Raw genomic sequence first — 383 nt, 5'->3', positions numbered from 1 at the left:
AAAGCCGGCGGGGCATATGTACCGTTAGATGCGGATTATCCGTCCGAACGTATCCGCTTTATGCTGGAGGACAGCGGCGCGACAGTGCTGCTGACGCAAATCGGCTTGCAGGAGCGCGCGCAGGCATGGCTGGAGGAAAGCCGACAGGCTTTGGCCGGAGGGCAGTCTGAAGGCGAGCTGGAAACGGCGGTTAGCATTGAAACGATGGAAAGAGACAGCCTTAATGAGGGATTCAGCTTGAAATCAGATTCGTCATCTAATAGCGAAGCATCCGAATCCGCAGCGAACTTGCGTCTGCACACCGTACTGGCGCTGGACGATGAGTCGCTGTACATCGGGGATGCCACGGATGTGGAACCTATCAATGAGCCGCAGGATCTGGC

Annotated in this window: 1 protein-coding gene; it reads left to right on the top strand. The window is 56.7% G+C overall.

Features of this window, described 5'->3' with window-relative positions; all coding sequences use genetic code 11:
* Positions 1-383, top strand: a 383-nt coding sequence (locus ACL9RM_RS26565) for an AMP-binding protein (RefSeq protein WP_414126712.1), incomplete at both ends; no start/stop codon positions are given.

Origin of the sequence: Paenibacillus sp. S29, assembly GCF_049319765.1 — a bacterium.
GTDB lineage: Bacteria > Bacillota > Bacilli > Paenibacillales > Paenibacillaceae > Paenibacillus > Paenibacillus polymyxa_B.
Note: the sequence above shows the minus strand (reverse complement) of the source record. Positions and strands in the feature narration are given on the sequence as shown.